We start from the raw sequence: 25,367 nt of genomic DNA, 5'->3' as shown, positions 1-25,367 counted from the left end.
TGTCGTCTTGCTTCTAAGCGCGCCTTTGAAACCCTGCCCGGACGGTGCAGGGTTTCAACCTTGGCTATCTGCTAGGCACATGGTGGCAATAGCACTCACCGATGCTTAATTTGCGGTCATTCCGACCGTATGGCGCCTAAAAATTCAGCAAGTCACAAGGGCAGCGACCCCGCGCTCGACAAATCCATGACTCCGCCCGGTGGCTGTGATGGGTAGGGGAAACCAACCCTTTGCCGGAGCCACCCCGATTACGCACGCGGCCATCATACCCACCCTCCCCGGCGCCAGCGTCCAGCCTCGTGCCATCGGGACAGCGCTTGTCAAAGCAAAGCGGCGGTCCGGGCAATCGGTGATTTCCGATCTGCACCAGTCCGGCGCGATGAAGCTGCTGTTTCCCCGGACGTATAGTGATGCGCTTCAGGCGGTTGCGATCAACACGGCGGGCGGAGTGACAGGCGGGGACGACTTCTGCCTTAACGCCTGCGCAGAAGAGGGGGCCTTTCTCACGATAACCACACAGGCTGCCGAGCGCGCCTACCGCGCGCAGCCGGGGCAAGTCGGGAAAATACGCAATCGGGTAACGGTAAGGGCGAAGGCGCGGCTGAATTGGCTGCCGCAGGAAATGATCCTTTTCGACGCCTGTGCGGTGGACCGTCGGTTGTCTGTCGATCTCGAAGATGAGGCTTCGCTGCTTTTGGTCGAGCCTTTGGTCTTTGGCCGCGCTGCCATGGGTGAGCGGCTGACCAACCTCAATTTCAAGGACCGTATCGAAGTGCGGCGTGCGGGGCGTCCAATCTATCTTGATGCGATTGCTTTGACGGGGGACGTCGCAGAGCATCTTGCCGCGCCGCATATTGCAGCCGGTGCCGGTGCCTTGGCGACGATCCTTTATATCGCGCCCGATGCAGAAGCCCGTCTAGCTGAACTGCGCACTCAACTGCCTTCCGAAGCTGGGGCGAGCCTGATCGGGCCCGACATCCTCCTTGCCCGTATTCTCGCCCCCGACAGCTTTGAGCTGCGCCGCGCGATGATGCCAATATTGCACCGCCTCAGCGCTGAGGCTCTCCCCCGATCCTGGACCACCTGACATGCAACTGACCCCACGTGAAAAAGACAAACTGCTGATCTCCATGGCCGCCGAAGTGGCCCGCAGGCGGCTTGCGCGTGGGGTCAAGCTCAACCACCCCGAGGCCATTGCATTAATCACAGATGCCGTTGTCGAAGGCGCCCGCGATGGGCGCAGCGTGGCGGATATGATGCAAGCGGGTGCGCAGGTCATCACCCGCACACAATGTATGGACGGGGTGCCCGAGATGATCCCCGAAGTGCAGGTCGAAGCGACATTCCCCGACGGGACCAAACTTGTCACCGTTCACAACCCCATCAGATAGGACCAGCCTATGCCCCGATTTGCCCCCCTCCTTGCCCTGCCGTTTATGTCCTGCGCCATGGCAGCCTTCGCGCATCCTGAAGTACTCCCGCACACCCACGGCGCCGAGGTAGATGCGTCCCTGACAACCTATGCCGTCGCCGGGTTGGCCTTCGCGCTTTCTGGCGCAATCCTCCTGTCGCGGCGCCTCAAAGCGGCCAAAGCATGATCCCGGGTGAGGTCTTTCCCGCGAAGGGCAAGCTGACCCTCAATGCCAACCGTGAGGCGATCATTCTGATGGTGGCCAATACTGGTGACCGCCCGGTGCAAGTTGGAAGCCACTACCATTTCGCTGAGGCCAATCCCGCGTTGGATTTCGACCGCGACGCGGCGCGGGGGCACAGGCTCGATATCGCAGCTGGCACCGCCGTGCGCTTTGAGCCCGGCCAGCGGCGTGAAGTGGCGCTCATCCCTATCGCCGGCGCCCGGCGGGTCTTTGGCTTTAACAGCGCGGTCATGGGAGACCTCTGATGCCTGTACGGATCAAACGCAGCGAATATGCCGCGATGTTCGGCCCGACGGTCGGGGACCGGGTCAGGCTTGCGGATACAGACCTTATCATCGAGGTCGAGCGCGACCTGACGGCGGAACATGGCGCAGGCAACAGCCCCAGCTATGGCGAAGAGGTCAAGTTCGGCGGCGGCAAGGTGATCCGCGACGGCATGGGCCAGTCGCAGGTGACACGGGCAGCGGGCGCGGTGGATACGGTAATCACCAATGCGTTAATCGTCGACCACACCGGCATCTACAAAGCCGATGTCGGCCTGAAAGACGGGCGCATCGCCAAGATCGGCAAGGCTGGCAACCCCGACACGCAGCCGGGCGTGAATATCATCATCGGCCCCGGCACCGAAGTGATCGCGGGCGAGGGGCGTATCCTAACCGCCGGTGGGTTCGACAGCCATATCCACTTCATCTGTCCGCAACAGATCGAAGACGCGCTGCACTCCGGTCTGACCACCATGCTCGGTGGTGGCACCGGCCCCGCACATGGCACGCTCGCCACAACCTGCACACCGGGGGGCTGGCATATCGGGCGGATGATGCAGGCCGCCGATGCCTTTCCAATGAACCTCGCCTTCGCAGGTAAGGGCAATGCCTCGCAACCCGCCGCACTCGAAGAGCAGGTCAACGCAGGCGCCTGCGCGCTGAAGCTACATGAGGATTGGGGCACCACTCCTGCTGCGATTGATTGCTGCCTGTCGGTAGCCGATGCGATGGACGTTCAGGTGATGATCCACACCGATACGCTGAACGAAAGCGGTTTCGTCGAGCACACAGTCAACGCCATGAAGGGCCGTACAATCCATGCCTTCCACACCGAAGGCGCGGGCGGCGGGCACGCGCCGGACATCATCAAGATTTGCGGCGAAGAGCATGTGCTGCCGTCCTCTACCAACCCGACGCGGCCTTTCACAGTCAACACGCTCGAAGAGCATCTCGACATGCTGATGGTCTGCCACCATCTCGACAAATCCATCCCAGAAGATATCGCCTTTGCCGAAAGCCGCATCCGGCGCGAGACCATTGCCGCCGAAGACATCCTGCATGACATGGGTGCCTTTTCGATCATCGCGTCGGACTCGCAGGCTATGGGCCGGGTGGGGGAGGTGCTGATCCGCACCTGGCAGACCGCCGACAAGATGAAGAAACAGCGCGGGCGACTGGCCGAGGAGTCCGGGGAAAACGACAATTTCCGCGTCCGCCGCTACATTGCGAAATACACGATTAACCCGGCTATCGCGCACGGGATATCGCAAGAAATCGGCAGTATCGAAGAGGGCAAGCGCGCCGATCTGGTGCTCTGGAACCCGGCCTTTTTCGGCGTGAAGCCCGAGATGGTTCTCTTGGGTGGCAGCATCGTCTGCGCGCAGATGGGCGACCCCAATGCCTCCATCCCCACGCCACAACCGGTCTATTCGCGGCCCATGTTCGGCGCCTATGGCCGCGCGGTCGAAAATTCCGCCGTGGTCTTTGTCAGCGAAGCAGCGCAGGCCGCCGGGGTGGGCGAGCGCCTTGGCCTCGCGAAACAAACCCTCGCCGTGCGTAACACGCGCGACATTGGCAAACGCGATCTCAAGCTCAACGATGCCTTGCCCAAGATCGACGTGAACCCCGAGACCTACGAGGTCCGCGCCGATGGCGAATTGCTCACCTGCGAACCCGCCTCTAGCCTGCCGATGGCGCAACGCTACTTCCTTTTCTGAAAGCTCCCAATGTCCCCGATCCTTTGCCAAGATACCCGCCGCGCCTCGCATTGGTCTGATGCGGCTGATCAGGTCGAACTGACCTACGATGGCCGTTTCCTGCGGCGCAAGGTTTTGACCACCACGGCTGGCCTGTCCTTCCTCGTCGATCTACCCCAGACCACCTCGCTCGACCACGGGGATGCTTTTCTGCTGGCGGATGGGCGCCTGGTCGAGGTCGTGGCGGCGGATGAAGACCTTCTGAAAGTTATCGGCCCCGATCTGCCGCGCATTGCTTGGCACATTGGCAACCGGCACACGCCTTGCCAGATCGAAGCCGACCACCTCGTGATCCAGCGCGACCATGTGATTGCCAAGATGCTGGAGCAGAACGGCGCGCAAACCCGCGAAATCACCGCCCCGTTTCGCCCCGAAGGCGGCGCCTATGGCCATGGCCGAACCCACGGGCACGACCACAGCCATGTGCACGAGCATTCCCACGCCCATGCAGGCTAACCAACTCCTCACCCTGGTGCAGATGCTCTCGCCCGCCTATCCGGTGGGTGCCTTTGCCTATAGTCACGGGCTGGAATGGGCTGTGCAGGATAGGGCTGTGCAGGATTGTAGAAGCCTTGAAGCCTGGCTTGCCTCCGTGCTGCGTCACGGCGCGGGGTATTCTGACGCGCTCTTCCTTTCCGCGGCTTACCAGACCGAGGATCCAGCAGAAATCGACGCGCTCGCCCGCGCATTTGCACCCTCGGCGGAGCGGCTAAAGGAAACGGTGTTGCAGGGCGAAGCCTTTGCCCGCGCGGGTTCTGAGATTTGGCAGATCGCGCTGCCACCGCTTTGCTACCCCGTCGCTGTTGGCCGTGCGGCCCGTCTGCAAAACCTGCCGCTGCCCCAGACGCTGGAAGTCTTCCTTCACACATTCATTGCCAACCTTGCGACCGCTGGCATGCGGCTTATCCCGCTGGGTCAGACCGAGGGGCAGATCGTCATTCGAAACCTAGCGCCGCTCTGCGTCGAGATTGCCGCAGAGGCGCAAGAGGGTACGTTGGACGATCTCACCTCGACCGCCTTTCTAAGCGACATCGCTTCGATGAAACACGAAACCCAATATTCGAGGATTTTCCGCACATGAAACCAACTAACGGCCCTCTGCGCGTGGGGATTGGCGGGCCCGTTGGGGCGGGCAAGACCACATTGACCGCCGCACTCTGCCGCGCGCTGCGCGACCGCCTGTCGGTCGGCGTTATCACCAACGACATCTACACCCAGGAGGATGCCGAGGCCCTCATGCGGATGCAGGTCTTGCCGCAAGACCGGATCATCGGGGTCGAAACCGGCGGTTGCCCTCACACCGCCATTCGCGAGGATGCGTCGATCAACCTCGCCGCCGTGACCGAAATGGTCGCACGGCATCCCGACGTTGAGATCGTGCTGATCGAAAGCGGCGGGGACAATCTGTCGGCCACCTTTAGCCCCGAGTTGGCAGATGTAACGCTCTATGTGATCGACGTTGCCGCGGGCGAGGAAATCCCGCGCAAGGGTGGTCCCGCAATTACCAAATCCGACATTCTGGTCATCAACAAGACCGACCTCGCGCCGCATGTTGGTGCGTCCTTGGAGGTTATGGAGCGGGATAGCGCGCGGATGCGGCCTGACCTGCCGACGGTCTTTTGTTCTTTGAGGGCTGATAAAGGGATTGATACCGTTGTCGGCCATCTGGCGCGGATTGGCGGGATGGTGGTCTAAAGGCGAGGGACGGCGCTCGGAATGCCGACGCAGCAGAGCCTTCGGTAGACAAGACCCGCCTAGGCTTGGCTTGCGACAGCTCTACCCTATGTTGTGGGCGGCCGCTCAAGGCAAGCAATACGAAAGGCTTCCCGCTTGGAGACAATGTCGCCCCTCACCCTCGGTTTTTTCGGCAGCCTAGCCGCTGGGGCGATGACCGCCGTCGGCGCGGTGCCGGTGTTGTTCGGTAGCACCCCGTCTCGGGAGATGCGCGATATGCTGCTGGGGTTCGCAGCGGGGGTCATGCTGGCCGCCTCGTTTTTTTCCCTTATTATTCCAGCATTGGAAGCGGCAGAAAAGCAATTTGACAATGGGGCCGCTCCGGCTGCGATCGTCTGTGTCGCAATTCTGCTCGGCATGGCAGCGGTGGCCGTTATGAACGAGCTTCTGCCGCATGAGCATTTCAAGACCGGGCGCGAGGGGCCGGCGTCCGCATCACTTCGGCGGGTGTGGCTCTTCATCATCGCGATCACCATTCACAACTTTCCCGAAGGTCTCGCCGTTGGCGTCGGGTTTGGCGCGGATGGGATCACAGGTGGGCTGCCGCTCGCGCTAGGCATCGGCCTGCAAAACGCCCCCGAGGGACTCGCCGTGGCGGTAGCGCTTTTGGGTGAAGGTTATGCCAAAGGCCGGGCATGGGGAATTGCTGCGCTCACCGGGCTCGTGGAGCCGATTGGGGGGCTGTTGGGTGCCGGGATCATTGCATTGGCCGAGCCGCTGCTGCCTTGGGGGCTCGCCTTTGCGGCGGGCGCGATGCTCTTTGTCATCAGCCATGAGATCATCCCCGAGACCCACCGTTGTGGGTACCAGAACAAAGCGACGCTTGGCCTGGCTATCGGACTGGTGCTGATGCTGTTCTTGGATGTTTGGCTGGGGTGAAGGCTCAATCTGACACAGCCAACTAAGCCGCAACGCCTTCGAATTCCCGGAACAGAAGGTCATTCCACGCGTTTGATTCCTTAACGCTGTATTTCAGGCGTATTCACTGATGGGGAGAAACAGATGGCCAGAACGCGCGCAACGCAAGCAACCACGATGACCCGCCGGGGGATGCTCTCAGCCGTGTCTGCGGCCTCACTCCTCTCCCTCACACAGATCCCGACCCGCGCCTTCGCAGCTAACTTGGACGTCGAGGGATTCTTGGCCCTCTCCCAGAAGACACTGCAGAAAGACGACCTGTTCGAAGATGTCGCGGCACCAATGTTAAAGGCCTTTGCGGATATCGACCGCAAGGACGACCTCGCTGCCTTGGCCGAGGGGGCGGAAGACCAAGCTCTGTCGAATGAAATTGCAGCCGCGTGGTATTCGGGCGTCTCGCCTGATCCGGACGATCTGGAAGTGATCACCTACACCGATGCGCTCATGTGGCAGGCGATGGATTACACCAAGCCGATGGCCTATTGCGGCGGCCCCATGGGGTATTGGGCGGACCCGCCAGAAAGCTGATGACACCAATCGTTACGCTTTGAAATTACCGACCAAAGGACATTCCCTATGGCAACCGACATCACCGCAGACATTCTCATCATCGGCACTGGCGTCGCTGGCGCGATCACCGGAGCGAAGCTGGCGCAAAAGGGGCTCAAGGTCGCTTTTCTGGAAACCGGCAAGCGCATCGACCGTTTTGAAGCGGTTGAGACCTTCTGGAAGGCCAAGATCAAAGTGCCAGAATCGCCCTATCCCAATGACGAGACAGCGCCGCACCCTGTCTCTCACCGTATCAACGATTACTATCAGCAGATGGGGCCTGAGCCGTTTAAATCCACCTATACTAAGCTTGTTGGCGGCACGACATGGCATTGGCTCGGCACAACTCTGCGAAACGTCCCTGCGGATTTCAAACTGAAGTCGCTCTATGGCCGCGCGATGGACTGGCCAATTGATTATGACACGCTTGAGCCATTCTACCTTGAAGCCGAAAAAGAGATTGGTGTCGCAGGTGACAGTTCCCAAGACCTTGGTTCTCCCCGCTCGGGTGATTTCCCGATGCCGATGATCCCGATGACCTATCTGGACAAGCAATTCGTCCAAGCGCTTGAAGGCTCGAAATACCAAGTCAGCGCAACGCCGCAGGGCCGGAATTCGATGTTCCACGACGACCGCCCTGAATGCTGCGGCAATGCCTCCTGTATCCCGATCTGCCCGATCCAGGCCAAGTACGATGCAACTGTTCACGTGCGTCAGGCCGAAGAAGCCGGTGCCGTGGTGCATGACGAGACGACGGCAACGCGGCTGAATCTCGGTGAAGGTGGCAAGATCGCCTCTGTCGATTTCCGCCGCGCAGACGGCAGCACCGGGACCGCTAGCGGCAAGGTGGTTGTCGTCGCGGCTCATGCGATTGAGACGCCACGCCTGCTGTTGAATTCAGCGCAGGAGGGGGCAGAGAATGGGGTCGCGAATGCCTCTGACCAAGTCGGGCGCAACCTGATGGATCACCCGACCAAGCTTAGCTGGGCCATGGCGCCCGAACCGGTCTGGCCATACCGCGGGCCGCTTTCGACGTCGGGCATCGAAAACCTGCGCGACGGGGAGTTCCGCAAGGACCGCGCCGCTTTCCGCATTGAGATCGGCAACGATGGACACTCCTGGCCCACCGGCGCGCCGGTTTCCACGGCGGCGCGGCTGGCGCAAGATGGCCTGCGCGGCGACGAGTTGGACGCGGCCCTCAAGGATGAGACCTCGCGCCACATTCGTCTGGCCTCCCTTGTCGAGCAATCACCCGACCCGGAGAACCGGGTCACCTTGGACCCTGATAAAACAGACGCTAACGGCATGCCTCTGCCGCGTATTCGTTTCGACTATGACGACTACACCCGCGCGGGTCTTGATGCAGCGCAAGAGGCGCATGACGAAGTTTTCACCGCTCTTGGGGCGACGGACGTCAACCATTCGCCTGATATCCAAGGGGCAGGCCATGTGATCGGTACGTTACGAATGGGCACGGATGCAAAGGCGTCTGTGGTGGACCCTGATCTGCGCAGCTTTGAGCACCGCAATCTGTTCTTACTGGGCTCTGGCGCTTTCCCGACTTCGGCGACGGCGAACCCAAGCCTCACCATCGCGGCGCTGTCGCTGCGGGCCGTAGATGTGATTGCCGAAACCGCCAAGGAAGGGTGAGTTTCAGCGGGCTTAGCGCTATGTCTGTTTCGGTGCTTGCTAGTGACGCAGGCATCGAAACCTCCTAGCCTTGCGTTTCTCCTTCGGTCTCGATCTTCAGCGGTTCGCCGCAATGTTTGCAGTGGATCGCATCCGGTTCGTGCCGGTTAAGGCCGCATTCGGGGCATTTGTGCTTAATCTTGGATGGCTGAAAGATCGCTCTCGCGAGCTGCACGAAGAGCGCTACCCCGACCACCATAATAAACACCGAGAGCAGCTTGCCGCCGGGGGTGGACATTGTGATGTCACCGAACCCCGTGGTCGTCAGCGTCGCCACAGTGAAATAGAGCGCATCGACATATCCGGTTAGGCCCGCGGCTTCGCCAAAGGCCAGAACGAAGACGATCGACGTTGTGACGAAGATGAACACGAAGAGATTGACTGCAGCGAGGATCGCATCTTCGTGTCGCCGGAAGAACAGGCTTTCTCGACGCAGATCACGAAGCAGGTGATAGGCATGGATTAACCTGAGACCTCTGAGCACGCGTAGGAACGCCAGGTTCCCCGTAATAAACGGCGCCAGCAACAAAGAGAATACAACGGCGATATCGGCGAGCGTGTAAATGCGGGTGAGTTCGCGCCGGGGGGAGTGGGATATCCACAGCCGCGCGGCAAAATCTATAACGATGATGATCCCGAGCAGCGTATTCAAAACCGTCAGCGTCGTCGTCTCGGGGAGGGCAACCGTCGTGATGAAGTAGACGATGGTCAGCGCATCGAACGTGATTAGTCCGTAACGAAACCGCCGGGCGCGCTTGCTGTTGCCGGTATAGAGCCGCCGGATCTTGCTTTTTAGATCTGTCATTCTTTCAACATGGCATAAGCAATCCGCGGGAGCCATATGGTCCATATCGGATCAAAGTCGCGGCTTTTCGCGTTTCCATTCCAAGGAGCAACCCGGAAAGGAGCGTGACTATGATAGACCAAACCCTCGTTCTGCTCGGCGGCGCCCATGTTCATCTGCCGGATCATCTGGAACACATTAAAAAGCGGGGCTGGCGCATCTCGCATGTCTTCGACCGCGATACCGAACGGCGGGATGAACTTTGTAAGTCGCTGAAGGCGGAACCGGCTGATCCAGAGAGATTGGCCGACCTCGGGTGTCGCAGGGCTGTCGTTTGCAGTGAGACCGTTTTTCATGAAGAAGACATTTTAAACGCGCTTGAGGCCGGGCTGCATGTCTTCACCGAAAAACCTCTGGCGGGGTCGGCCCAAGCCGCAGAGCGATGCGCCCGAAAGGCGGAACGTCTGGGTCTGACGCTGCACACTGGCTATTTCTTTCGCACGAATGACGCCTTGCGGCGCCTACATGCCATGCTTCGCGCCGGTGCTTTCGGTACGATTGTAGACGTGAGGATGCGTTTCTCGCATGACGGCGGCTATGCCAATTGGCTCGATCTGGACTGCTGGATGACGGATCCTGCGCTGGCCTGCTACGGCGGTTTCGCGGATGAGGCCGTGCATGTCATTGACGCGTTGCAGTGGCTGATCGGACCCATCCACTCGGCCCATGCCGTCACTGGAAATGCACTGGGTTGGCAGGTTGACGATCACGGGGCGGGGCTGGTCAAGTTCGAGAATGGTGCGACTGGCGTGGTCGAAGCAGGGTGGACAGACAGCGAAATGCGATTGGAAATTGACCTCACCGGTGAAACCGGTTGGGCGCTGTTGCGGGCAGGCAAACTCGAAATTGGACGGCGCGGAACTGAAGCACCTGAGGACGTCATCCCCCTGTCGCCCTTAGACGCGGGAGAGGGAATCGAACCGTTTCTGGATCGGCTCGAAGGCGCAGAAGCCTCGGCGCTTGTTCCACCATTCGACGCCGTAAGGGTTAACCGAGTGCTTGATGAGATGGGGGTACGGCTGCCGCAATAAGGGACAAACGTGCAGTTTAAATTGGGCAATTAGGGCCCCGTGCGCCTTTAAAACACGCGTAACGTAAAGGTCGAACTAGGCTCGGTTTGCCGCCTTAATGTCAAATCTTGCCATATGAACTCAATCGGTTAGTCTTCAATCTCGGATCGCCACGCCTGAACATTATTCAACGCAATAAAGAGCGATCTCTCTGGGAGGAGACAACATGACTGATACTAAGAAGTTCAACCGACGTTCGTTTCTGACGAAGTCTGCACTTGCTGGGGGGGCGGCTACTGGGAGCATGCTCGCCGCACCAGCCGTGCTGGCACAGGCACCGATCGTCATCAAAATGCAGACGTCTTGGAACGATGCAAACATCTGGCAGGACTTTGCCCGCGACTATGCGACCCGTGTGGAGGAGATGTCGGGAGGGCGTCTTAAGGTCGACGTGCTGCCCGCAGGTGCCGTGGTTGCCGCGTTCCAAGTGCTTGATGCCGTCAACGATGGTCTGATCGACGCCGCACACTCCGTGCCCGTCTATTGGTACGGCAAGAACAAAGCGGCTTCGCTCTTTGGCACAGGGCCCGTCTTCGGCGGTTCTGCCACCACCATGCTGTCGTGGTTCTATGAGGGCGGCGGTCAGGAGCTCTACAACGAGCTGACGCAAGACATCATGGGCCTCGACGTTGTCGGCTACATGGGCTTCCCGATGTTCGCGCAGCCCTTTGGCTGGTTCAAGGAAGAGGTCAACACGGTCGACGACCTGCAGGGCTTCAAGTACCGCACCGTGGGCCTCGCCGCCGATCTGATGGCGAAGCTGGGCATGTCCGTGGCGCAGTTGCCGGGCGGCGAAATTGTGCCCGCGATGGAACGCGGCGTGATCGACGCCTTTGAGTTCAACAACCCCTCGTCGGACAAAGACTTCGGCGCGCAAGACGTGGCCAAGAACTACTACCTGTCGTCTTACCACCAGGCGTCCGAGAGCTTTGAATTCCTGTTCTCCAAGATGTTCTTCGAGGACCTCGACTCCGATCTGCAGGCGATCCTGAAATACGGTGTTGAGGCTGTGTCGACCGCGAACACGGCTAAGGCGATGAACCGCTATTCGGCGGACCTGCAGTTCCTGCAGAACGAAGCCGGCGTCAGTGTGAAGCGCACATCGAAAGAGATTCTCGATGCGCAGCTGAAAGCATGGGACGAACTGATCCCTGAGCTGGAATCTGATCCCTTCATGAAAAAGACGCTCGACAGCCAGCGTGAATGGGTCGACCGCGTGGCCTATTATGAGCTGATGAACTCGCCGGATTACGGTCTTGCTTACGAGCATTACTTCCCCGGCAAGATCAAGCTCTGATCACGCAAACCCAAAAGCAATAAGACCCCCGGCGCCGCCGCGCGCCGGGGGTTCTGCGAGACACTGGGGACATCATGATTTCATTCATTCGGTTCGCCGATAACCTCTCCGCTTGGTTCGGCAAGGCCTTTGCCTGGCTCATTCTGCTGATGTCCATCGGCACGGGCTATGAGGTTTTTGTGCGCTATGTGCTGAACAATCCAACCGCCTGGGCCTTGGACGTGTCGTTCATCATGTATGGTACGCTCTTTATGATGGGCGGGGCCTATACGCTGTCTCGCGGGGGGCATGTGCGGGGCGATTTCCTCTACCGTCTGTTCCAGCCGCGAACGCAGGGGATGATTGATTTGGTGCTCTACATCATCTTCTTTTTCCCGGGCGTCACAGCGCTGATCCTCGCGGGTTGGAAATACGCCGCGCGCTCTTGGTCCTATGGCGAAGTTTCGGTCAACAGTCCGGCGGGCGTGCCGATCTACCAATTCAAGGCGGTCATCGTGGCGGCGGGAATACTGCTGTTCATTCAGGGCATCGCGCAAGTTTGCCGCTGTCTTATCGCCATACGTTCAAACTACTGGCTCGAAGCCGAGGAAGACGTCTTTGAGACCGAAGACCTCATGATGCGCGAAGCCAACAAGGCCGAAAAGGGCCATCTCACATGACTGATCCGCAAATCGCCCTGATGATGCTTGGGCTGTTCATCGTCTTTGTTTTTCTGGGCTTTCCGATTGCTTTCACGCTGATGGCGATGGGCATCGGCTTTGGCTACTACGCCTATTTCGACGCGCGCCGTATGTGGCGCAGCTTTGACCGGTTGGAGGAAACCGCCGGGCCGTGGGAGCAATGGTCCACTTGGATAGACGGGTTTTTCAACAACCGAATATTCGACCTATTTGTGAACCAGACCTTCACGGTGATGTCGAACGAAGTGCTAACCGCCGTGCCGCTGTTCCTCTTCATGGGCTATATCGTCGAGCGGTCGAACATCGTGGACCGTCTGTTCACCACGCTTAACATCGCCTCAAAAAACATCCCCGGCTCCATGGGGGTCGCAGCGCTGATCACCTGCGCGCTTTTCGCCACCGCCACCGGGATCGTCGGCGCGGTTGTGACTCTGATGGGCTTGCTGGCGCTGCCTGCGATGTTGAAGGCGCGCTATGATCCGTCCTTCGCGGCGGGCATCATCTGTGCGGGCGGCACGCTGGGCATCCTGATCCCCCCGTCGATCATGCTGATCGTCTATGCGGCGGCAACCAACGTCTCCATCGTGCGCCTTTATGCAGCCGCCCTGCTGCCGGGGCTGACCTTGGTCGGGCTCTATCTGATCTACATCATCGGTCGGTCGCTCTTGCAGCCGTCTTCCGCTCCGCGACCTACGGCGGATGAGGTGCCGGATATGCCGATGGGCAAGCTGCTCTTGATGATCGCAACATCCTTCTTGCCGCTCGCCTTCCTTATCTTCGCGGTGCTAGGGTCGATCCTTTTCGGCCTAGCCACCCCGACCGAGGCAGCCTCAATCGGTGCGCTTGGCGGCATCTTCCTCGCTTTCATCTACCGCGCAATGACGTGGCAGCGGATGCGCGAAAGCGTCTATCTGACGGTGCGGACCACGGCGATGGTGTGCTGGCTTTTCGTCGGCTCCTACACATTCTCGGCGGTGTTTTCCTACCTCGGTGGCGAGCATGTGATCTCTGAGTTCGTGCAGTCGCTGAACCTCTCGCCGATCATGTTCCTGATCCTCGCGCAGTTGATCATCTTCCTGCTGGGCTGGCCGCTGGAATGGTCCGAAATCATCATCATCTTCGTGCCGATCTTCTTACCGCTGCTTGCAGTGTTTGAGATTGATCCGCTGTTCTTTGGCATCCTTGTGGCACTGAACCTGCAAACCAGTTTCTTAACGCCGCCTATGGCCATGTCGGCCTATTACCTCAAAGGCATCGCGCCACCCGAACTGCGGCTGACACAGATCTTCGCGGGGGTCATGCCCTTCTTGTTCTGCGTCATCCTGTCGATGGTGCTGATGTATGTCTTCCCGCAGATCGTCTTCTACCTGCCGGAGGTGTTCTATGGGGGCTGAGCCACAGATGACGGCGAGTGCGCCGCTTACGGTGGCCGAGTTGCGCGACCGGCTGGCCTCTGGCGCGTTGGACGCGCTGACGCTGGTAGAAAGTTGCATCGCCCGTATTGAGGCGCGTGAAGCCGAGGTGGGCGCATGGGCGTGGTTCGATCCGGACTTCGCCCGCGCTCAGGCTCGGACGCTGGACAGTTACCGACGCGCGGGCCGCCCTTTGGGCCGGTTGCATGGCTTGCCAGTGGGTCTGAAAGACGTGATCGATACCAAAGGCATACCGACGGAGAACGGCACGGCGCGTGACAAGGATCGGGTGCCGCTGCGCGATGCCTTTATCGTTGAGCGGCTCAAGCAGGAGGGGGCGATTATCATGGGCAAGACGGTCACGACCGAGCTTGCCTTCATGGACCCGGGAAAGACCGCTAACCCACATAACCTTGCGCATACGCCGGGTGGCTCCTCGCAAGGTTCGGCGGCGGCTGTGGCAGACGGAATGGTGCCGCTGGCGATTGGCACGCAAACCGGCGGTTCGGTCATCCGGCCTGCGTCATATTGCGGCGTTACCGGGTTCAAGCCCAGCTTTGGCGCAATCCCGCGTCGCGGGGTGCTCACGCAATCGCCTTCGCTCGATACGATAGGGGTCTTCGCCAGTGATCCTACGGGTGCCGCGCTTTTGGCCGAGGTGCTATTTGGCCACGACCCCGAAGACAGCGCGACCGAACTCGCCCCGGCGCCCGCATTGTTCGCGCAGGCGACAACCGCGCCGCCCATCCCGCCGGTCTTTGGCTTTGTCCGCCCGCCGGGGTGGGAAGATGCCAATCCTCAGCTTCACGCGGCCTTCGACGAACTGGTCGCAGCGCTTGGCGATCAAGCCTTTGAAATGCCTTTACCGCCTGTATTTGATGCCGCCGCCGCGCAGCGTAAGGTGATCAACCTGGCGGAAATGGCCTATCACTATTTCCCCTATCAGCGCGACACAGCGGACCAACTCGGCCCCGAAGTCCGCGCCGCGATTGAGCAGGGCAACGCCGTCCCGGCGCGCGATTACCAGTCCGCGCTGGACTACCCTAAACTACTAAACGCCGCGCTGGAGGAAATGCTGACGCGCTGTGACGCGATCCTTTGCCCCGCTGCAACCGGCCCCGCCCCACGCGGCCTCGACAGCACGGGCGACCCGATCTTCAACGGGCTTTGGACGCTTTGCGGCACGCCCTGCATCACGCTGCCGCTGCTGACCTCGGAAGAGGGGCTGCCGATGGGGGTGCAACTGGTCGGGACCAAAGGCAACGACGGCCGCCTTATGCGCAGCGCGCAATGGCTGTTCAACTGGGCAGATGGGACATCACAATGAGGGATAAGACATGAACCGCTTTCTGGCCCTTCTGGCTTTCGCCGCCATCGCGGTCTTTCTGCTGATCCTCGCCTTTGAGGTGCCCAGCATTGACCTGATCATCATCATCGCGATCACATTGGCTTTCGTGGCTTACGACTTTTTCACTTCGTCAAAGAACAAGAAAGACTAGCCCGTGGCCAAGCCCGTCATCTGGATCAGCCGCAAACTATCCGACGCCACACTGGCGCGCGCGCAGCGGGATTACGAGGTGATCTGGGATGCAGCTGATAAGCCCGGCAGCGCCGAAGACATTATCGCGATGAGCGCGCGGGTGGATGGAATGATCCCCTGCCATTCAGAGCATTTCACGGCTGAGGTTGTGGCGCAACTGGACCCTCGGCTTAAGATCATCGCGAACCATTCCGTTGGCGTCGATCACTGCGATCTGAAAGCGTTGAAGGCACGCGGCATCACAGTGACCAATACCCCCGGCGTGCTGTCGGACGCGACCTCGGAACTGGCGATGATGCTGATGCTCGGCGCGGCCCGGCACGCGGTGGCGGGGGACCGGATTGTGCGCTCGGGTGAGTGGCAGTCATGGTCGCCTGCGCTGCTGGTCGGCAAACAATTGTCCGGCGCGCGTTTGGGGGTTGTCGGTATGGGTGGCGTGGGGCAAGCCTTTGCCCGCAAGGCGCGCGGCTTTGACATGGAAATCCATTATCACAACCGCCGCCGGTTATGCGTTGAAGAGGAGCAGGGCGCGATCTACCACGACGAGCTTGATGACCTCCTCGCGGTATCGGACTTCCTCTCGCTCCATTGCCCCGCGACCCCTGAGACGACCGGGTTGATGAACGCGGCACGGCTGGCTCGTCTGCCGCGTGGGGCGGTCGTCGTGAACACGGCCCGCGGCAATCTGATCGACGAAGACGCATTGCTCGAAGCGCTCGAAACCGGCCAGATCGGCGCGGCGGGGCTGGATTGTTTTGTGAACGAGCCGGGTGGCAATCCACGTTTCGCGGCGCATGAGAATGTGATGATGATGCCGCATGTTGGCAGTGCAACCGTCAAGACCCGCGACGCGATGGGGTTCAAGGCGCTCGACAACCTCGACCATTTCTTTCGCGGCGATGTGCCGCCAGATCAACTGTGACCGTCACGGTACGGATGGGAGCCATTCGGCAGGAACCCGTTGTTTTTAATCGCCGCATCATGTGATGCTCCGCGCAAGAAGGGGAGGGGTGGATGAAAACCCAAGTGGCGATCATCGGCGGCGGACCGTCTGGGCTGCTCTTGTCACAATTGCTTAGCACCGTCGGCATCGACAGCGTCGTGCTGGAACGCAAGACTAAGGACTATGTGCTGGGCCGTATCCGCGCGGGTGTGCTGGAGCAAGGTCTCGTCGGCATGTTGGAGGAGGCAGGTTGCGCCGACCGGCTCCATGCCGAAGGCCATGTGCATGACGGCGCGCTGCTGTCTTACGGCGATGAGACCTTCCGCGTCGACTTCAAAGGATTGGTCGACGCCTCGGTGGTGGTTTACGGCCAGACCGAGGTTACACGAGACCTCTATGACGCGCGGGAGCGGGCGGGCGGGGAGATCGTGTTTGAGGTCGAAAACGTGCAGATCCACGGCGCCGACGAAGACGCGCCTTTTGTCACCTACGACAAAGACGGCGAAGCCCACCGCATTGACTGCGATTTCATCGCCGGCTGCGACGGGTTCCATGGGGTAAGCCGTCAGGCGATCCCCCTGAGCGTGCGCCGCGAGTACGAGAAGATTTACCCCTTCGGCTGGCTGGGCGTGCTGAGCGAGACCCCTCCGGTGCATGACGAATTGATCTACGCTAATTCCGAGCGGGGCTTTGCGCTCTGCTCCATGCGCAATGACCACCTCAGCCGCTATTACATTCAATGTTCGCTGAGCGAGACACCAGCAGACTGGACCGATGCGGCCTTTTGGGAGGAACTGAAACGTCGGATCCCGACAGATATGGCGGCAAAGCTGGTCACGGGCCCCTCGATTGAAAAGAGCATCGCACCGCTGCGCTCGCTGGTGACCGAGCCGATGCGGTGGGGGCGGCTGTTTCTTTGCGGAGATGCTGCGCATATCGTGCCGCCCACCGGCGCCAAGGGGCTGAACACCGCAGCTTCGGACGTGCACTACCTGTTTCAGGGTCTCAAGTCCTATTACCGAGACAAGGATCCGGCGGGGATCGACGGCTATTCGGCGAATGCCCTCCGCCGCGTGTGGAAGGTCGAGCGGTTCTCTTGGTGGTTCTCCTCGCTCTTGCACCGCTATCCGGATCAATCGCCTTTCGACCTGAAAATGCAGATTGCAGAACTGGATTTCTTGCGATCCAACGAGGCGGCACAACTGGCGATGGCGCAGAATTATGTCGGGCTGCCCTACTGAAATCGTAGCGCGGCTCCGCAGCAAAAGGAGCACCACAGATGACCGACCGTATGAGCAAAGGCATGGCCACCCGCCGCGCGGTGCTGGGCGACGCCCATGTCGACCGGGCGGAGGCCGCCAAGTCCGATTTCGACGCGCCGTTTCAGACGCTGATCACCGAAGGAGCTTGGGGCACCGTCTGGTCGGACGACACAATCACCCACCGGGAGCGCTCTATGCTCACGCTGGCGCTCCTCGCGGCAACGGGCAATTTTGAAGAAATCCCCATGCACATCCGCGCCACCGCCAATACAGGCGCGAGCAAGGACGACATCATTCAAGCCTTCCTGCATGTGGCGATCTACGCGGGCGTGCCCAAGGCGAACCATGCGATCAAGCTCGCCAAACAGACCTTTGCCGAGATGGAAAAGGGCGCCTGAACCCGGCGCCCCTGATCCTACACCCCAAGCCGGTCGCGCAGCCCGTACCACCATGAACCAATAACGGAATAGGGCACACGCAGCATGCGACCACCGGGGAAAGGGTACCACGGCACATTGGCAAAAACGTCGAAGCGGGTGAGGTCACCGTCAATCGCCTCGGACAGGATACGCCCAAAGGTATGCGAGCCGGTCACGCCATGGCCACTGTATCCATGGGCAAAATAGGTGTTGTCGCCAATCCGGCCCATCTGCGGCACGCGGCTGAAGGACAGGGCAAAATTGCCGCTCCAAGCATAGTCGATCTTAACGTCTTTCAGCTTTGGAAAGACCTTGTCCATATTGCGCCGCAGTTTGGCTTCGATGTCGCGCGGATCGGCCCCGCCATAGACTGTGCCGCCGCCAAAGAGCATGCGTTTGTCGCCCGACAGGCGGTAGTAGTCGAGGATGTAGCGAATGTCTTCGACGCAGGCGTCTGTGGGCAGCAGTTCCTGGGCTAGGTCTTCGCCCAACGGCTCCGTCGCCATCACCTGCGTGGAGACCGGCATGACACGCGGCGCAAGTTCCGGCACCACATGGCCGAGATAGGCGTTGCCGCATAGAACCAGTGTTTTGCAGGTCATCGACCCGTTCTTTGTCCGGACCACGGGCCGCGTGGCGCTGTGGTCTACATCGATCACCGGTGACACCTCATAGATCGTGCCGCCGTTTTTCTCGAATGCCGCCGCTTCGCCAAGCGCAAGGTTCAGCGGGTGCATATGGCCGCCGGAGTGGTCGATCAGCCCGCCCTCATAGAGGTCGGAGTTCACATGCGCGCGCAACTGGCCCTTGTCCAGCATCTCTTGGTTCTTGATGCCGTAGCTTTCCCAGAGCTTCATCCGGTCTTCCAATTCGCGCATATGCGCGGTGGTCAGACCGGTGAAGATGTTCTTTTCCTTGAGGTCGCATTTGATGTCATAGGTGCGGACCCGTTCGCGAATGATCTCGCCGCCCTCTTGCACCAGACCCGCCACAAAAGTCGCCGTGTCTTGCCCGTAACGCCGTTTGATCGTTTGCAGGCTAGCGTTCAGCCCGTTGACGATCTGCCCGCCGTTGCGCCCAGAGGCCCCCCAGCCGACACGCGCGCCTTCGATGATTGCGACCTTATAGCCCTTTTCAGCCAGATGCAGGCCCGTGGACAACCCGCTGTAGCCCGCGCCGACGATGCAGATGTCGATCTCTTGATCCCCCTGCAGCGCAGGACGTTCGGGGGCGGGGTTGGCCGAGGCTGCGTAGTAGCTCGTGGTATGGCTGCCGTCGCCGGCGTAGGGGTGGCTGTGCCGAGACATCGGGTGCTCTCCGGTTCGTTCGTGGGGTAAGGCCGCCGCGGTCACATGGGGGTGCTGCGATTGGATTTGATCAAATTACATATCACCCGGCGCGGGCCTGTCAATCAACTGCTGTGCGATCTGAGGGCGATAGCAGGGCCGCAACTCTTGTAACTTGGGTCCGGACTACAGTAACTGCCCCTATTGCCATCGTTTTATCCTTGCCCGCCACCTTAGCCCCAATTGGAGCCCGCCCAATGAGCGTTACCCATCTCGTCACCCATTCCGGCGGTTTCCATGCGGATGAGTTGCTGTCTTCCGTGATCCTAACGCAGCTTTACCCCGATGCGACACTTGTACGCTCGCGCGATGCCGATGTGATCGCGCCCGGCGCGGGCAAGATCATCTATGACGTGGGTCGCGACTATGACGCCGACGCAGGGATTTTTGACCACCACCAGCGCCCCAACCCGCTGCGTGAAGATGGCCAGCCCTATAGCTCCTTCGGGTTGATCTGGCGGCACTACGGGTTGGACTACCTCCGTGCTCTGGAGGTGCCAGAAGCCGACGTGGAAGACATTCACCGCAGCATCGATGCGGGCTTCGTGCTGCCCATCGACTTGCTCGACAATGGCGCGCTGGAACCATCTGTCGCGGGACCGCTCGCGGGGATGACCCTGCCTGTGCTGCTGGAGTCGTTAAAGCCTGCCTTTGACGCCCGCGACCCCGAGGCCGACGACCAAGCCTTCATGGCAGCACTGCCCGTCGCGCGGGCCTTTGTTGAAGCGGCGGTTCGGGGCAAAGCCGCCAAGCGCCGTGCCGAAGCGATGGTCATGCAGGCGATTGAGGCGGCAGGTGCGGGGCGCGTTTTGGAATTGCCGCAGGGCATGCCCTTCCGCTCGGCGGTTGAGAAGGCCGGCGCCGATCAGCTGCTCTTTGTCGTGCACCCGCGCGGGACCGACTGGGCGCTGACCACGATTCGCAAAAGCGGTGACAGCTTTGAAGCCCGCGCCGATCTCCCCGAGGCATGGGCCGGACTGAATGACGCGGCGCTCGAAGAGGCCAGCGGCGTGCCGGGCGCAGTCTTTTGCCACAACGCGCGGTTCATCGCCGTGGCGCAGACACGCGAAGCGATTCTGCGCATGGCGGAAATTGCTGTGGCCGAAGCTGAGTAAGCGGCGGGGAGACGCGCTAGCTGCGGTCTTCCATCCAGATCGACAGGAAACCTTCGGCCTGAGCGGCGGTTTCGGCCTCTTGCAGCGCCAACTGCCGGGCCTCGGCGCGGCGGCGGCGGATCAGGTCGATGCGTTTGGCATCTGCAAATAGGCTGTTCAGCTTGTCGTGGATGCCCGCACTATCCGCGCGCAAACGCTCCGCCTCGGCTTCCTTGCCATGGATTGTCTCGGACACGTTTCGGATAAAGGCCGAGACAACGCGCGTCGCCTCCACGGCATCAGGATCGCCGCGGTCGTTCAGCTGTTCCATCAGCCGATGGCGCTCGTTTTCGATCTCGGAAAGAGCGCGGTTCACTTCGACCATCTCAAGCGCCACATTCTCCATCTCGTAGCGTTTGAGGCGCGACAGCACCGCAAGACCGTCTCCGCGTTTCGGCTTCACTTGCCCGCGCCCTGCGAAAGGACGATGAGCCGTTCGCGCATCCGGGCGAGTATTTCGGGGTCGATCAGCGGCAGACCTTCCATCGGGGGGACATGGCCGATCACGCCGTGCTGACGCATAGAGGCGGGCAGGGCAGGCTCGGTAGGCTCTTCCTCTTTGGCCTCGTCCTTCTCTTTCGCCGCTGCCGCCGCAGAAGCTGGCCCTGCAAGGAGGGCCAGCAGCAGTGCTATAGTGAGGTGCCGGAGCATCATACCGCCGGAAGTTCGCGCTGCGATGCTTCGACGGAAGAGAAGTTTGGCTGTTTGGTCGTTGGGATGTTGCCGCGGCCAAGCTCGATGCAGATGCTCGGCGGGTGGCCCGCCACGATGGCAACGATCACGTCACGGATGACCGTATAGATCGCGCCGTCTTCTTCTTCGATCTGTTCCAGGCGTCCGGCAATGGGCTGCACCATGCAATAGGCCAAGAACACGCCGAGGAATGTACCAACCAGAGCGCCGCCGATCATGGCACCGAGGATCTCTGGCGGCTTGTCGATCGAGGACATCGTCTTGATCACACCCAGAACCGCCGCAACGATGCCGATCGCGGGCAGGCCGTCGGCCATGCTCTGGATCGCGCTGGCCGAGACCAGCGATTCATGGTGGTGCTTTTTAATCTTGCGGTTGATGACGTCTTCCATCTGGAAGCGGTCGTCAAACTGCATCGACATCATGCGGAAACTGTCCGAAATCAGATCGGTGATGAAGTGGTCCTTCATCAGCTTTGGGTAGCGCTGGAAGATCGCGCTGCTCTCGGGATTCTCGATATGCTCGTCCATCGCCACGATGCCCTTGGTCTTGTACAGGCGGGCCAGTTCGAACATCAGATCGAGCATGTCATTGTAGTCCGCCGCTTTCCAGCGCGGCCCTTTGATGACCCGCATCACCCCACCAAGTGACGATTTTACCACAGTGAACGAGTTCGCAATCACGAAGGCGCCGAGGGAGGCGCCGCCGATCATCATGCCTTCATAAGGCAAGGCATGCAGAACGATATCCATATTCCCGCCTGACAGCATAAAGCCGCCAAAGACCAGCCCAAAGACCATTACAAGACCAAGCAAGAGTGTCATTGATGCACACGCCTCCAAAACAAAACTATTCTTACTTTATCCTTGAGTAATCGCGTTTAGACAAGTATTATGTAGGAAAGAACTTGGGTTTTCATGATGAATAGTGGTTTTTCTGTCAAAGAAGAGTTGAGCGAGGGAGCACAGGGTCCGCAGGAGCCTGATGCCTTCGCCTATTTCGTCGATCCAGCCGAGCTGACACAGCTTGTGCGGGGCTGGCCCGAGGGGATGCGTCTGCTGCTCTGTATGGATGCGGCCGGGCTTTGCGAGTTCGTTGTCTTTCATAATGACGAGGAACATGCGGTCTTTGACCGGGTGGCCGATATCCTTGACCGCCCGGTAGGTAGCTTCGCGGTAAGCCCCGAGGTTGAAGGGCACCCGACTCGGCGCCTGCTGTTCTCTGAGGAGAACGCGCTGCTGAAAGCGATCCAAGACAGTAAGACGCTCGAAGAGACCGCAGCCGACTACCTTATCAACTACAACTTCGCGCGCGAAGAAGGGCTCGACTTCGACGAGCTGATGCGCCCGCGCTTTGAGTTTGACGAGGGGCAGGGTGCCCGCGTGACGACCGACAAGATCTTCCCCTTGGGTTCTCGCAATGGCCGCAAGCGCCGCAAGCTGCGTTCCGGCCCGCCAGAAGGCTATGTGCCCTCTACCGAGGTGAAGTCGGGTGAATGCTTCTACGTAAGTCTTGAGATGTGGCTAACCGGCGGGCGGATGCGTATCGCCAGCGACCCGGATCAGCCGCTTCCTATGGTCCCGACATTGGCGCGGGACATCGCCTTCCGCGATGATTTCGCCTCTGTCTACATCCCGCGCGACACGCTCGCGTCTGACTGGCGGCCCAAGGATGACATGGTCATCGACATCCCTGCAGAGCTTTTCCCGGCAGGTTTCAGTGACAGCTGTCAGCGTCGCGAAGTCAAAGTGGCGGTTATGCCGCGTGGTATCTTTGTCGAATTTGGCGCGCCGATTGAGGTGCCCGAGCAGCCAGAGCCTGAACTGCTCGACCCCTCCGCACTCGCGCCGCAGCCCGTCGCGCCGCGCAAAAGCCTGTGGAAGAGCCTACACATCCCGCTCATCGCAGTCGCGGGCTTGGGTGTAACCGGGCTTTTCAGCACGATTATCGCGCAGACGACGGGCAATGATCCCGCCCCGCGCGCGACAGCAACGCCGGCGGTTTTCGAGACCGTCGCGCAAATGCAACCATGACACGGTTTCAACAATATGGCGGAAAAGTGCTTGCCAATGCTTGCGTGACTTCCAAATACAGTTCGAATCGTGATAAGAATAAATGGCAAAGAATAGTCTATCTTTGCCGCACTAAGTTTGAAGCCCTCGACTGGGCTTTTGTGGACCTTGCAGAAGGCAAGATTAACTTAACGAAGGAAGTTTCTTCATGCCTAATGTCACCCACAAGCAGAACCTGAGCGACACCGCAATTGCGACCATCGTTTCGGGCTTCGCCAGCCGCAGCGACGTCAGCATTGACGATATCCTAACATTGGTCGACCGCTTGCGCGCCACGCCTGGTTCATCGCTGCAAACGGAAACCGCCATTCCCGGCATGACTGTCGCCCCCAAGGCGCAGGCGATCCCTGCTGCGGCGGTTGAGCAGACCATGACCGAAGACACGATCTTTTGCCTGTGCTGCGGCAAGGGGTTCAAAATGCTCAAGCGTCACATCGGGGCGGAACACGGTCTGACCGAGGCGGAATACCGCGCCATGTTCAACCTCCCCGCCGATACACCGCTGGTCGCGCCAAGCTATTCCAAGCGCAAAGCGGAATACGCGAAACGGGCCGGTCTGGGCAAATACGCTCGTGACAAGTCGGACCGCAACGCAGAGCTTTCCTGATCCGGGCCTGCGCCCGATCGCGACACGCCGGGAGGCCCTGTAATGGCTGACAAAAAGAACGCGATGATCATCATCAAGCGCTATGACGCGGAGGGTGGTCACGCCCACCACGGCGGCGGCTGGAAGGTGGCCTACGCCGACTTCATGACAGCGATGATGGCGTTTTTCTTGCTTCTGTGGATCCTTGCCGCGTCAGACGAGGAAAAACTGCGCGGGCTTGCGAATTACTTTACCCCGACTGTCTCGGATGGCGGCTCTTCTTCGGACGCCGCGGCTGATCTGCGCCCGCTGATGGCCGCAGGGGTCATGACAGGCGCCGTGGACAATACCGGCAACGTGAAAAAGCCGAGCTTTGGCCGTGACAACCCGATGATGGTCTTTGACAGCCGTTTGCGCGACAAGCCGCCTCAGGTGGTGGTTGAATACGCCGAAGCCCCCGAACTTGGCGAAACAGAAGAAGCCGCGGATCCGGCCACACTGGCCGCTGCCGAAGAGGCAGAGCGCCGTGAGGCCGAGATCGATCGCATGGCCGAGGATATCGCTGAGCGTATCACTTCGGACGCAGAACTCAGTGATCTGGCGCGCAATGTGCGGCTGGAAAAGTCGGGCGGGGCGCTCACGGTGCAGGTGCTTGATCAAGACGAGCGGTCCTTGTTCCAGCGGGGCAGTTCGGAAATCTCTGACAAGACGCGCGAGTTGCTCCTGGCCATCGGCGATGTCATCGCCGATCAGAACCAGCCGGTTGAGATCGTGGGACACACCGATGCAGCCGCCTTTGGCTCGAACACCGGCTACAGCAACTGGGAGTTGTCTGCCGACCGCGCCAATGCCACACGCCGTACCCTGATGGCTGCTGGCATTTCCGGCGCGCGCTTCCTGCGGGTCTCTGGTGTGGCCGATACACAGCCGATCAATACTGTCGACCCCATGGCACCAGAGAATCGACGCATTTCGATTCGCCTCGTCTATCAGGCCAGTTAGAGCGTTATTTTCATAGCGATCTAGGCCATCCTGCCGCCCTAAAAAAGTGCGACATCCCTGCCTCGTATTTCTGAAAATATGGCGCTGCCGTGTAAAATTGTTGACGGTCAAGGTCTTGCGATCTAGACCTAAAGCATTTCTAATTTAACCTGAGGCATATCCGGCAGCCTGAAAGTAGTTTGAACACTCCTGCGGGGAGTACATTGCGCAGATATCGCCAAGGGCTTCGAACACCGAGGTGAATGATCGCGCACTGATGCGTCTGAGGTGAGACTTCAATTTGGAGAAAGCCAACTCAATCGGGTTCAGATCTGGTGAATATGGCGGCAGATAGAGGAACCAGCACCCATGAGCCTTGAGCGCCGCAGCGGCTTCTTTGTTGCGATGGGTCGCGAGGTTGTCGAGAACGACTGCCGTGCCTGGCGCGATCTCGGGGATCAGGACCTTTTGCACATAGGCCGCGAAGGCAGGGCCATCCATCG

30 protein-coding genes are annotated in these 25,367 nt (G+C 60.1%); 24 read left to right on the top strand and 6 right to left on the bottom strand.

The genetic code is table 11. From position 1 onward, the window contains the following. Window positions 1–349: 349 nt before the first annotated feature. From BLS57_RS18090 to BLS57_RS18040, 11 genes are all read left to right on the top strand, one after another. Complete coding sequence (locus tag BLS57_RS18090; protein WP_244153728.1) at window positions 350–1,087, top strand: urease accessory protein UreD; 738 nt, start codon at window positions 350–352, stop codon at window positions 1,085–1,087. Between the two features lies 1 nt (window position 1,088). After that, window positions 1,089–1,391, top strand: a complete 303-nt coding sequence (locus BLS57_RS18085) for an urease subunit gamma (RefSeq protein ID WP_093744059.1) — start codon at window positions 1,089–1,091, stop codon at window positions 1,389–1,391. A 9-nt stretch (window positions 1,392–1,400) separates the two neighbouring features. After that, entirely contained in the window at window positions 1,401–1,598 is a 198-nt protein-coding gene (locus BLS57_RS18080; protein ID WP_093744058.1) for a hypothetical protein, read from the top strand. Beyond that, entirely contained in the window at window positions 1,595–1,900 is a 306-nt protein-coding gene (locus BLS57_RS18075) for an urease subunit beta (RefSeq protein WP_093744057.1), read from the top strand. The genes BLS57_RS18080 and BLS57_RS18075 overlap by 4 nt, the downstream gene beginning before the upstream one ends. Continuing rightward, complete coding sequence (gene ureC / locus BLS57_RS18070; protein WP_093744056.1) at window positions 1,900–3,636, top strand: urease subunit alpha; 1,737 nt, start codon at window positions 1,900–1,902, stop codon at window positions 3,634–3,636. Before BLS57_RS18075 ends, ureC begins: the two co-directional genes overlap by 1 nt. Window positions 3,637–3,645: 9 nt before the next feature. Further along, the gene (ureE, locus tag BLS57_RS18065) at window positions 3,646–4,131 is read left to right on the top strand and encodes an urease accessory protein UreE (RefSeq protein ID WP_093744055.1); all 486 of its coding nucleotides are present in this window, start codon (window positions 3,646–3,648) and stop codon (window positions 4,129–4,131) included. Beyond that, window positions 4,067–4,756 carry an urease accessory protein UreF gene (locus BLS57_RS18060; protein WP_425274360.1) on the top strand — a complete coding sequence of 230 codons (690 nt, stop codon included), beginning with the start codon at window positions 4,067–4,069 and terminating at the stop codon, window positions 4,754–4,756. The genes ureE and BLS57_RS18060 overlap by 65 nt, the downstream gene beginning before the upstream one ends. Then, entirely contained in the window at window positions 4,753–5,370 is a 618-nt protein-coding gene (gene ureG, locus BLS57_RS18055; protein ID WP_093744053.1) for an urease accessory protein UreG, read from the top strand. The genes BLS57_RS18060 and ureG overlap by 4 nt, the downstream gene beginning before the upstream one ends. A 135-nt stretch (window positions 5,371–5,505) precedes the next feature. Next, complete coding sequence (locus BLS57_RS18050; RefSeq protein ID WP_093744052.1) at window positions 5,506–6,288, top strand: ZIP family metal transporter; 783 nt, start codon at window positions 5,506–5,508, stop codon at window positions 6,286–6,288. Between the two features lie 123 nt (window positions 6,289–6,411). Beyond that, window positions 6,412–6,855, top strand: a complete 444-nt coding sequence (locus BLS57_RS18045) for a sorbitol dehydrogenase family protein (protein ID WP_244153727.1) — start codon at window positions 6,412–6,414, stop codon at window positions 6,853–6,855. A gap of 48 nt (window positions 6,856–6,903) precedes the next feature. After that, window positions 6,904–8,526 carry a GMC family oxidoreductase gene (locus BLS57_RS18040; RefSeq protein WP_093744051.1) on the top strand — a complete coding sequence of 541 codons (1,623 nt, stop codon included), beginning with the start codon at window positions 6,904–6,906 and terminating at the stop codon, window positions 8,524–8,526. 64 nt (window positions 8,527–8,590) lie between these two features. Here BLS57_RS18040 and BLS57_RS18035 read toward each other — a convergent pair whose 3' ends face one another. Further along, complete coding sequence (locus BLS57_RS18035) at window positions 8,591–9,370, bottom strand: ion channel (RefSeq protein ID WP_093744050.1); 780 nt, start codon at window positions 9,368–9,370, stop codon at window positions 8,591–8,593. Between the two features lie 110 nt (window positions 9,371–9,480). On the opposite strand from BLS57_RS18035, the gene BLS57_RS18030 reads away from it, so the two are divergent. The 9 genes from BLS57_RS18030 to pcaC all read left to right on the top strand — a co-directional run bounded on the left by BLS57_RS18030 (window position 9,481) and on the right by pcaC (window position 18,011). Further along, window positions 9,481–10,440 (top strand): Gfo/Idh/MocA family protein, encoded by a 960-nt coding sequence (locus tag BLS57_RS18030; protein ID WP_093744049.1) that lies wholly within the window; start codon window positions 9,481–9,483, stop codon window positions 10,438–10,440. A gap of 205 nt (window positions 10,441–10,645) precedes the next feature. Continuing rightward, entirely contained in the window at window positions 10,646–11,776 is a 1,131-nt protein-coding gene (locus tag BLS57_RS18025) for a TRAP transporter substrate-binding protein (RefSeq protein WP_093744048.1), read from the top strand. A 74-nt stretch (window positions 11,777–11,850) separates the two neighbouring features. After that, window positions 11,851–12,435 carry a TRAP transporter small permease subunit gene (locus tag BLS57_RS18020; RefSeq protein ID WP_093744047.1) on the top strand — a complete coding sequence of 195 codons (585 nt, stop codon included), beginning with the start codon at window positions 11,851–11,853 and terminating at the stop codon, window positions 12,433–12,435. Then, a complete protein-coding gene (locus BLS57_RS18015; RefSeq protein WP_093744046.1) occupies window positions 12,432–13,850 on the top strand; it encodes a TRAP transporter large permease in 1,419 nt (472 codons plus the stop codon). The genes BLS57_RS18020 and BLS57_RS18015 overlap by 4 nt, the downstream gene beginning before the upstream one ends. Continuing rightward, the gene (locus BLS57_RS18010) at window positions 13,840–15,195 is read left to right on the top strand and encodes an amidase (RefSeq protein WP_244153726.1); all 1,356 of its coding nucleotides are present in this window, start codon (window positions 13,840–13,842) and stop codon (window positions 15,193–15,195) included. The genes BLS57_RS18015 and BLS57_RS18010 overlap by 11 nt, the downstream gene beginning before the upstream one ends. Window positions 15,196–15,205: 10 nt before the next feature. Further along, complete coding sequence (locus BLS57_RS19810; RefSeq protein WP_167356468.1) at window positions 15,206–15,367, top strand: hypothetical protein; 162 nt, start codon at window positions 15,206–15,208, stop codon at window positions 15,365–15,367. Window positions 15,368–15,370: 3 nt separating this feature from the next. Then, on the top strand, window positions 15,371–16,330 hold the full coding sequence (locus BLS57_RS18005) for a 2-hydroxyacid dehydrogenase (protein ID WP_093744045.1): 960 nt from the start codon (window positions 15,371–15,373) through the stop codon (window positions 16,328–16,330). 92 nt (window positions 16,331–16,422) lie between these two features. After that, the gene (gene pobA / locus BLS57_RS18000; protein WP_093744044.1) at window positions 16,423–17,592 is read left to right on the top strand and encodes a 4-hydroxybenzoate 3-monooxygenase; all 1,170 of its coding nucleotides are present in this window, start codon (window positions 16,423–16,425) and stop codon (window positions 17,590–17,592) included. A 38-nt stretch (window positions 17,593–17,630) separates the two neighbouring features. Continuing rightward, on the top strand, window positions 17,631–18,011 hold the full coding sequence (pcaC, locus tag BLS57_RS17995; protein ID WP_093744043.1) for a 4-carboxymuconolactone decarboxylase: 381 nt from the start codon (window positions 17,631–17,633) through the stop codon (window positions 18,009–18,011). 17 nt (window positions 18,012–18,028) lie between these two features. On the opposite strand, the gene BLS57_RS17990 is transcribed toward pcaC, so the two are convergent. Continuing rightward, window positions 18,029–19,339 (bottom strand): NAD(P)/FAD-dependent oxidoreductase, encoded by a 1,311-nt coding sequence (locus BLS57_RS17990; RefSeq protein ID WP_093744042.1) that lies wholly within the window; start codon window positions 19,337–19,339, stop codon window positions 18,029–18,031. A gap of 236 nt (window positions 19,340–19,575) precedes the next feature. On the opposite strand from BLS57_RS17990, the gene BLS57_RS17985 reads away from it, so the two are divergent. Next, the gene (locus BLS57_RS17985; RefSeq protein WP_093744041.1) at window positions 19,576–20,493 is read left to right on the top strand and encodes an MYG1 family protein; all 918 of its coding nucleotides are present in this window, start codon (window positions 19,576–19,578) and stop codon (window positions 20,491–20,493) included. A 16-nt stretch (window positions 20,494–20,509) separates the two neighbouring features. Here the strand turns inward: BLS57_RS17985 and BLS57_RS17980 are convergent, their stop codons facing one another. From BLS57_RS17980 to motA, 3 genes are read right to left on the bottom strand one after another with little or no spacing between them, the layout of a single operon-like run. Continuing rightward, complete coding sequence (locus tag BLS57_RS17980; protein ID WP_093744040.1) at window positions 20,510–20,935, bottom strand: hypothetical protein; 426 nt, start codon at window positions 20,933–20,935, stop codon at window positions 20,510–20,512. Further along, complete coding sequence (locus BLS57_RS17975) at window positions 20,932–21,186, bottom strand: hypothetical protein (RefSeq protein WP_093744039.1); 255 nt, start codon at window positions 21,184–21,186, stop codon at window positions 20,932–20,934. The genes BLS57_RS17980 and BLS57_RS17975 overlap by 4 nt, the downstream gene beginning before the upstream one ends. Next, window positions 21,183–22,049 (bottom strand): flagellar motor stator protein MotA, encoded by an 867-nt coding sequence (gene motA, locus BLS57_RS17970; RefSeq protein WP_093744038.1) that lies wholly within the window; start codon window positions 22,047–22,049, stop codon window positions 21,183–21,185. The genes BLS57_RS17975 and motA overlap by 4 nt, the downstream gene beginning before the upstream one ends. Window positions 22,050–22,142: 93 nt before the next feature. On the opposite strand from motA, the gene BLS57_RS17965 reads away from it, so the two are divergent. From BLS57_RS17965 to BLS57_RS17955, 3 genes are all read left to right on the top strand, one after another. Next, on the top strand, window positions 22,143–23,258 hold the full coding sequence (locus BLS57_RS17965) for a hypothetical protein (protein ID WP_093744037.1): 1,116 nt from the start codon (window positions 22,143–22,145) through the stop codon (window positions 23,256–23,258). 187 nt (window positions 23,259–23,445) lie between these two features. Further along, the gene (locus tag BLS57_RS17960) at window positions 23,446–23,904 is read left to right on the top strand and encodes a Ros/MucR family transcriptional regulator (RefSeq protein WP_093744036.1); all 459 of its coding nucleotides are present in this window, start codon (window positions 23,446–23,448) and stop codon (window positions 23,902–23,904) included. A gap of 42 nt (window positions 23,905–23,946) precedes the next feature. Then, window positions 23,947–24,885 (top strand): flagellar motor protein MotB, encoded by a 939-nt coding sequence (locus BLS57_RS17955; RefSeq protein WP_093744035.1) that lies wholly within the window; start codon window positions 23,947–23,949, stop codon window positions 24,883–24,885. A 144-nt stretch (window positions 24,886–25,029) separates the two neighbouring features. Here BLS57_RS17955 and BLS57_RS17950 read toward each other — a convergent pair. Next, on the bottom strand, window positions 25,030–25,367 hold a 338-nt coding region (locus BLS57_RS17950; protein ID WP_093744034.1), incomplete at its 5' end, for a transposase.

Origin of the sequence: Sulfitobacter delicatus (assembly GCF_900102535.1) — a bacterium.
GTDB lineage: Bacteria > Pseudomonadota > Alphaproteobacteria > Rhodobacterales > Rhodobacteraceae > Sulfitobacter > Sulfitobacter delicatus.
Note: the sequence above shows the minus strand (reverse complement) of the source record. Positions and strands in the feature narration are given on the sequence as shown.

Excerpts from the sequence above, each read along its gene's own strand:
- pcaC (WP_093744043.1), top strand. The coding sequence starts at position 17,631 with ATGACCGACCGTATGAGCAAAGGCATGGCCACCCGCCGCGCGGTGCTG.
- BLS57_RS18025 (WP_093744048.1), top strand. The coding sequence starts at position 10,646 with ATGACTGATACTAAGAAGTTCAACCGACGTTCGTTTCTGACGAAGTCT.
- BLS57_RS18075 (WP_093744057.1), top strand. The coding sequence starts at position 1,595 with ATGATCCCGGGTGAGGTCTTTCCCGCGAAGGGCAAGCTGACCCTCAAT.
- ureC (WP_093744056.1), top strand. The coding sequence starts at position 1,900 with ATGCCTGTACGGATCAAACGCAGCGAATATGCCGCGATGTTCGGCCCG.
- BLS57_RS17955 (WP_093744035.1), top strand. The coding sequence starts at position 23,947 with ATGGCTGACAAAAAGAACGCGATGATCATCATCAAGCGCTATGACGCG.
- ureG (WP_093744053.1), top strand. The coding sequence starts at position 4,753 with ATGAAACCAACTAACGGCCCTCTGCGCGTGGGGATTGGCGGGCCCGTT.
- BLS57_RS18015 (WP_093744046.1), top strand. The coding sequence starts at position 12,432 with ATGACTGATCCGCAAATCGCCCTGATGATGCTTGGGCTGTTCATCGTC.
- motA (WP_093744038.1), bottom strand. The coding sequence starts at position 22,049 with ATGACACTCTTGCTTGGTCTTGTAATGGTCTTTGGGCTGGTCTTTGGC.
- BLS57_RS18060 (WP_425274360.1), top strand. The coding sequence starts at position 4,067 with ATGGCCGAACCCACGGGCACGACCACAGCCATGTGCACGAGCATTCCC.
- BLS57_RS18085 (WP_093744059.1), top strand. The coding sequence starts at position 1,089 with ATGCAACTGACCCCACGTGAAAAAGACAAACTGCTGATCTCCATGGCC.
- pobA (WP_093744044.1), top strand. The coding sequence starts at position 16,423 with ATGAAAACCCAAGTGGCGATCATCGGCGGCGGACCGTCTGGGCTGCTC.
- BLS57_RS17975 (WP_093744039.1), bottom strand. The coding sequence starts at position 21,186 with ATGATGCTCCGGCACCTCACTATAGCACTGCTGCTGGCCCTCCTTGCA.
- BLS57_RS17990 (WP_093744042.1), bottom strand. The coding sequence starts at position 19,339 with ATGTCTCGGCACAGCCACCCCTACGCCGGCGACGGCAGCCATACCACG.
- BLS57_RS17960 (WP_093744036.1), top strand. The coding sequence starts at position 23,446 with ATGCCTAATGTCACCCACAAGCAGAACCTGAGCGACACCGCAATTGCG.
- BLS57_RS18080 (WP_093744058.1), top strand. The coding sequence starts at position 1,401 with ATGCCCCGATTTGCCCCCCTCCTTGCCCTGCCGTTTATGTCCTGCGCC.
- ureE (WP_093744055.1), top strand. The coding sequence starts at position 3,646 with ATGTCCCCGATCCTTTGCCAAGATACCCGCCGCGCCTCGCATTGGTCT.
- BLS57_RS18010 (WP_244153726.1), top strand. The coding sequence starts at position 13,840 with ATGGGGGCTGAGCCACAGATGACGGCGAGTGCGCCGCTTACGGTGGCC.
- BLS57_RS17985 (WP_093744041.1), top strand. The coding sequence starts at position 19,576 with ATGAGCGTTACCCATCTCGTCACCCATTCCGGCGGTTTCCATGCGGAT.
- BLS57_RS19810 (WP_167356468.1), top strand. The coding sequence starts at position 15,206 with ATGAACCGCTTTCTGGCCCTTCTGGCTTTCGCCGCCATCGCGGTCTTT.
- BLS57_RS18020 (WP_093744047.1), top strand. The coding sequence starts at position 11,851 with ATGATTTCATTCATTCGGTTCGCCGATAACCTCTCCGCTTGGTTCGGC.
- BLS57_RS17965 (WP_093744037.1), top strand. The coding sequence starts at position 22,143 with ATGATGAATAGTGGTTTTTCTGTCAAAGAAGAGTTGAGCGAGGGAGCA.
- BLS57_RS18045 (WP_244153727.1), top strand. The coding sequence starts at position 6,412 with ATGGCCAGAACGCGCGCAACGCAAGCAACCACGATGACCCGCCGGGGG.
- BLS57_RS18030 (WP_093744049.1), top strand. The coding sequence starts at position 9,481 with ATGATAGACCAAACCCTCGTTCTGCTCGGCGGCGCCCATGTTCATCTG.
- BLS57_RS18035 (WP_093744050.1), bottom strand. The coding sequence starts at position 9,370 with ATGACAGATCTAAAAAGCAAGATCCGGCGGCTCTATACCGGCAACAGC.
- BLS57_RS18040 (WP_093744051.1), top strand. The coding sequence starts at position 6,904 with ATGGCAACCGACATCACCGCAGACATTCTCATCATCGGCACTGGCGTC.